At 34.2% G+C, this 5,965-nt stretch carries 4 protein-coding genes; all 4 read left to right on the top strand.

Annotated features, from left to right (window positions below; all coding sequences use genetic code 11):
• Positions 1–767 (top strand): FG-GAP repeat domain-containing protein (locus tag WBN21_RS14180; RefSeq protein ID WP_424201390.1); only part of this gene is annotated, 767 nt, incomplete at its 5' end.
• 40 nt (positions 768–807) lie between these two features.
• Positions 808–2,373 carry an MFS transporter gene (locus WBN21_RS14185; protein WP_424201392.1) on the top strand — a complete coding sequence of 522 codons (1,566 nt, stop codon included), beginning with the start codon at positions 808–810 and terminating at the stop codon, positions 2,371–2,373.
• An 18-nt stretch (positions 2,374–2,391) separates the two neighbouring features.
• The gene (locus tag WBN21_RS14190; protein WP_424201394.1) at positions 2,392–3,882 is read left to right on the top strand and encodes a family 16 glycosylhydrolase; all 1,491 of its coding nucleotides are present in this window, start codon (positions 2,392–2,394) and stop codon (positions 3,880–3,882) included.
• A gap of 53 nt (positions 3,883–3,935) precedes the next feature.
• The gene (locus tag WBN21_RS14195) at positions 3,936–5,927 is read left to right on the top strand and encodes a glycoside hydrolase family 127 protein (protein WP_424201396.1); all 1,992 of its coding nucleotides are present in this window, start codon (positions 3,936–3,938) and stop codon (positions 5,925–5,927) included.
• Positions 5,928–5,965 lie beyond the last annotated feature (38 nt).

A 5,965-nucleotide genomic window follows, 5' to 3' on the forward strand; every position in this document is an offset into this window, starting at 1 on the left:
CAGGTTGGTATATAGGTTATATTGGCAATAAAAAATGGAGAATAGCTGGTTATCTTTGGGCACCAGCTACTGGAATTGTTCATGGCGTAGAAGGCTATCCAAATTTTAATCATCCGGAAGAATTAAGCGATATTTTATTAGAAAATAAAGGACGGAAATTGGTTGATGTTACGAAAGAACTACATGTTTTTGAGGCATCAAATAATGAAGGTGTAACCATTGCAGATTTTGATAATAATGGTTTTCAAGATATTTTAATTACAAAAAGAGGCGATTTAGTTCATGTTAATGAATCTACAATTTATCTAAATAAAGGAAAATCTGGTTTCGAAAAATTAAGTAATCATCAAATTATTTCTACAGAATTAGGCGCCATAGGAATGGCTGTCGAAACTATCGATTATAATCAAGATGGAAAAACAGATGTGATTTTAGGAAATGAAAGAGGATTGTGGCACTTATTTAAAAATGAACTAAAAGATGCTAAAGATAACAACTTTATTACTATTGAAGTAGGAAGTTCTAATTCAGGAAAAGTAACAGCTTTAGGAGCTATAGTTGAAGTGAAATCGTGTAATAACAAGCAAATTCTAAGAGTAGGTTCAACAGGTGCGCAATATTCTCAGGGGTTTAATAATTTCATGAATTTCGGATTAGGAACATGTAAGGAAGCTATAAAAGTCAAAGTAACCTATACTAATGGTGAAACCTTAGAAAAAAATATCACCACTTTGAATACTAAAATTTTAATAGGAAAAAAGAACTAATTTTTATCAACTACCAAACCAACTAAATAATTCAATTAATATGAGCAATTTTAAAAAAAACGCCTATAAATACTCTACCATTGTAGCAATGGGTGGTTTTGTCTTTGGGCTTGATGCTGCTTTAATTTCTGGAGCATTCAAATTCATTACAGCAGAGTTCAATTTAAATGAGTGGCAAGTTGGTGCTCTAGGGTTTGGACCCGGAATAGGTGTTTTAATAGCCTTACCATTAGCAGCATGGGCTAGTAATAAATATGGACGGAAAGCAACTTTAAAAGTTATTGCGGCTTTGTATTTAATTTCAGCATTAGGTTCTGCGTTTGCACCTTCTTTTGTTACATTATTTGCAGCGCGTCTTCTTGGAGGTTTAGCATTTAGTTCGATTACTTTAGCAGCTATGTATATTGGAGAAATAGCACCAGCTGAGTTTCGAGGAAAGTTAGTGTCAATGACTCAAATTAACATAGTTATTGGTCTTACAGCAGCATATTTTATTAATTATTGGATACTTCAAAATACTAATTCTGATGCGGCATGGGTAACTGCTATTGGATTAAAGCAATATACTTGGAGATGGATGTTAGGTATTGAAATTGTACCAGCTTTAATTTGGTTTGGATTACTCTATCTTGTTCCTCGTAGTCCAGCTTGGTTAATATATAAAGGTAAGTATGAAGAAGCAAAACGTACATTATCCAAAGTTGTTGCAGAAAATGAAATTGATGCACACGTAGCAGAAATGAAACTAAGTGTTGAAGAAAGTAATCAAGATAGATCGGTAGGAAGTCAGATGAAAGAAATCTTTAGTAAAAAGATGACTATCGTTACAATTGTAGCATTTACAATGGCTATAGTGCAACAATCTACAGGTATCAACGCTGTTTTAACCTATGCACCAACAGTAATGGAGCAGTTAGGTCTAGGAGAGCAAGCAGCATTTCAACAAGCCATCTGGATAGGATTAACAAGTATTCTTTTTACGGTATTATCATTAGTATTAATAGACAAGTTAGGAAGACGCCCAATGATGATTTCTGGTTTGATTTGGGTGATTTTAAGTCTTGGAATATGTGCTTATGGCTTTGGTTCAGCTAAGTATGAAGTGACCAATGAGGCTATCGCTGAAATGCAAGACATTCCAGATGTAAATAAATTATCGGCTTTAGTTGGTGTGTCATTCGCTACTGATATAGAGTTTAAAGAAGCCGTAAAAGGCGTAATGGGAGATATTTCTGCCAGAGACAATTCTAGTGTTTTTCTTCAAAAATCGGCCGTACTTAATGCCACTTTAATTCTTATTGGTATTTTAAGTTTTATTGCAGCATTTCATTTTTCGGTCGGCCCAATTATGTGGGTCTTACTATCGGAAATTTTTCCAATTTCTGTTAGAGGAATTGCCATTCCATTTTTTGCATTGCTTTCTAGTACAATAAGTGCTTTAACACAGTTCTTATTTCCTTGGCAACTGGCAACCATGGGTGCAAGTACTATATTTTTATTTTATGGTGGAATCGTTTTTATAGGATTAATAATTCTTTACAAATACCTGCCAGAAACTAAAAATTTGACTATCGAAGAAATTCAATTAAAACTTCAAAAAAAGTAATTAAAAGAATATACACTAATGAAATATATAAAAATTTACATTTTCACTTTAGTAGGTGTGTTTACACTTTTTAATGTGAGTTGTCAGCAAAAAAAGCAGGATGAAACAGTTGTTGAAAAAACCATTGATGAGTCTAAATTTCTGCCATTTTCAGACCCTGAAAATAAAGGGGGTTGGGTATTAAACGAAGAACTCAGCGATGAATTTGAAGGCACTCAAATTGATACAACCAAGTGGTTTGTAGAAGGTCAAAATGGTGATTATTATATCTGGAAGGGGCGAGCACCTTCTCAATATGCGCCTCACAATGTAATTGTTGAAAAAGGGAATTTAAAAATTGTAACACAATGGGAACCTGATTATAACTTTGCAAAAGAGAGTTATGCAGATGGTGCTCATAAGGATACTTATGGCGTGCACGAAGGGAAACCTTTGCCAGTAACCACAGCAGCTATTGTAAGTAAAAAAAGATTCTTAAATGGCTATATGGAAGTAAAATCTAAAGCCCCAAAAGCAGCCATGACAGCAGCATTTTGGGCAATAGGCTATGAGCAAGAATTAGATATATACGAGCAATTAGCAGTTCCTAAAATTGCTAAAGAAGGTTCAATAAGTCATAATACAAATAGAACAGCAATACACGATTGGAGTCCACCAGCGGTTAGACCAACAAAAGCTTTTGGTTACGATGAAACCGTACCCTTTACAACTTCAGAAGGTTTTCATGTATACGGTGTGGAATGGGGAGAAGATTATTTGAAAATATTCCGGGATGGACAATTTGTTCATGGTTTTACACAAGATGAATTAGGAACAGATTGGGTACTTAACAACCCTATGGAAGTTTGGCTAGATTCAGAAATTTTCAAATGGTTAGGCGTTCCTCATAAAGAAGAATTGCCTGCAACTTTTGAGGTAGAATATATGAGAGTTTGGCAAAAACCATCAGAAAACTTATTAATTAAAGATAGAGCTTTTTACGGATTTGAAGGTCCAATATTATTTGAAGAAAACCCTCGTCCATTAGATATGGTTCCAGAAGATTCAGAACCAAATGATTATCAAAAGTTTTGGATATTTGATGAAGGTTCTTCAAAATATTTAAAAATTACCGAAGGACACTATGCAAGTGGCGTAGAAGCGCTTCAATTCTTTGGGTATGGAAAAAACGATTCACTAAACGTAGATAAGGTTGTTGCCAAAACACCAGAAGGGGTTTTAAATCTTCAGGCAGGAGACTATAACTTATCCATGAAAGTTTGGTTAGATCAAGGAAGAATTACAGATTCAATTCACGTAACCTTAATGAATCCTAAAACAAATATAATTTTTTCGGAGTTAAAAAAGCTACCAAGAAAAGAATGGGTAACTATTGAAGCTAAAGTTTCAAGAGCAAAAGCATCAGCTATAAATGATGGAATAATATTAGAAATCCGTAAAGAAGATTTGCCTGAAACCAAAGCGGCAAAGTTATTTATAGACGATATCGTAATTAAAAAAGTTAAATAACACATAAGAATCTCGATTCTCTCAGAACGTTTCTTAAATAAAAATAAAAATTAATGAGTACTACTTCAAACTTACATAGCAACGCAATCACTAATAATTCGCAAAGTCCATTTGTAAAATTAAAAAGCATCAATTTTGGAGATTGTTCATGGACAAAAGGTTTTTGGGCAGAAAGAGTAAAGTCTGCAGAAGATAAAATGCTTCCTTATATGGGAGATTTGTTATGCGGCGATATTGGGCATGGCCTAAATAATTTTAAAATTGCAGCAGGCTTAAAAGAAGGAGAACATAAAGGATTTTACTGGCATGATGGTGACTTTTTTAAATTCATGGAAGCCAAAATGTACATCTATGGGCTAACTAAAAATGAATCTTTATTAAAAGAATTAGATGAATACATCGATATTATTGGAAAAGCTCAAGAAGATGACGGGTATATCCATACACATGTTCAAATAACAGAAGGCGTAGACCGATTTGAGAATAGAAAATACCATGAAATGTACAATTTCGGGCATCTGTTTATAGCAGGCTCGGTTCATTATCGAATTACAGGGCAACGCAACTTTTTAGATATTGCTGTTAAAATGGCCGATTTATTGCATGCCTATTTTATGCCAGATACCAAACACTATCAACGTTTTGGCTTTAACCAAACACAAATCATGGGATTGGTTGAATTGTACAGAACCGTAGGAGATAAGAAATACTTGAAGTTAGCCGAAAAATTCATTAATAGAAGAGGCACCTTTGAAATTAAACACGATTCAACTACTATTGGATATCCAATTGGAGATATGGTGCAAGAAAGAACACCTTTTAGAGAATCAGAAGAAGCTGTAGGTCATGCCGTTTTAGCACTATATTATTATGCAGGAGCTGCTGATGTCTATGCAGAAACTGGTGAAAAAGCACTTATTGATGCCTTAGATAAATTATGGGAAAATGTTACTGGTAAAAAAATGTATGTAACGGGTGCCGTAGGACAAGCGCATTATGGAGCTTCTACCAGTTTAGATATGATTGAAGAAGGCTTTATAGACGCTTATATGATGCCAAACATGACCGCCTATAATGAAACTTGTGCTAATTTATGTAACGCTATGTTTAGTAGCAGAATGATGGCAATTAAAGAAGAATCTAGATATGCTGACATTATCGAATTAGTATTGTATAACAGCGGTTTATCAGGAATAAGTATTGAAGGGAAAGACTATTTCTATTCAAATCCATTACGAATGGTAAACAATTCTAGAAATTATGATTCACATGCCGATGTTACTGAAAGTCCGGTTAGACAACCTTATTTAGAGTGTTTTTGTTGTCCTCCAAACTTAGTAAGAACCATTTGTAAAAGTTCAGGATGGGCTTATAATCTATCTGAAAACGGAGTAGCTGTCGTATTATTTGGCTCAAATAATTTAGATACGACTATGTTGGATGGTTCTACATTAAAATTATCACAAGACACCGAATATCCTTGGAAAGGTTTAGTGAAAATAAATGTCGATGCCTGCAAAAATTCAGCGTTTGACATTAAAGTTAGAATTCCAAAATGGGCGGTAGGAAGCACATTAAAGGTAAATGGCGAAGACTCTGGAGTTGAAGTGATACCAGGGACTTTTGCAACTATTAAAAGAACTTGGAAAGTGGGAGACAACATTGTTTTAGATATGCCAATGGAAGTAACACTCATTGAAGGCCATGACCGAATTGAAGAAGTTAGAAATCAAGTTGCTGTTAAAAGAGGCCCTATTGTATATTGTATTGAAACACCAGATTTACCAAAAGATACAGGGATTTTAGATATTTATTTAAATGGAAACGTACCATTAGAAGCTGTTCATAAATCAGATTTTTTAGGTGGCGTTACAGTCGTAAATGCAGAACTCTTGCTAAGACAAGGTAAAACAGATGAGATGTATCAAGCGGTTTCAAAACCAATTTTTAAATCTCATAAAACACAGTTAGTTCCATATTTTGCATGGAGTAATAGAGGGCAAGCCGAAATGACCGTGTTTATGCCAGTAGTTTGGAATATTTAGAACAGAAAATTTAAAGGTGTTAAAATCAAAAACATCAC

The organism is Algibacter sp. (assembly GCF_049667265.1).
GTDB lineage: Bacteria > Bacteroidota > Bacteroidia > Flavobacteriales > Flavobacteriaceae > Algibacter_B.

Coding starts and splice junctions, on each gene's coding strand:
- WBN21_RS14195 (WP_424201396.1), top strand. CDS start 3,936: ATGAGTACTACTTCAAACTTACATAGCAACGCAATCACTAATAATTCG.
- WBN21_RS14190 (WP_424201394.1), top strand. CDS start 2,392: ATGAAATATATAAAAATTTACATTTTCACTTTAGTAGGTGTGTTTACA.
- WBN21_RS14185 (WP_424201392.1), top strand. CDS start 808: ATGAGCAATTTTAAAAAAAACGCCTATAAATACTCTACCATTGTAGCA.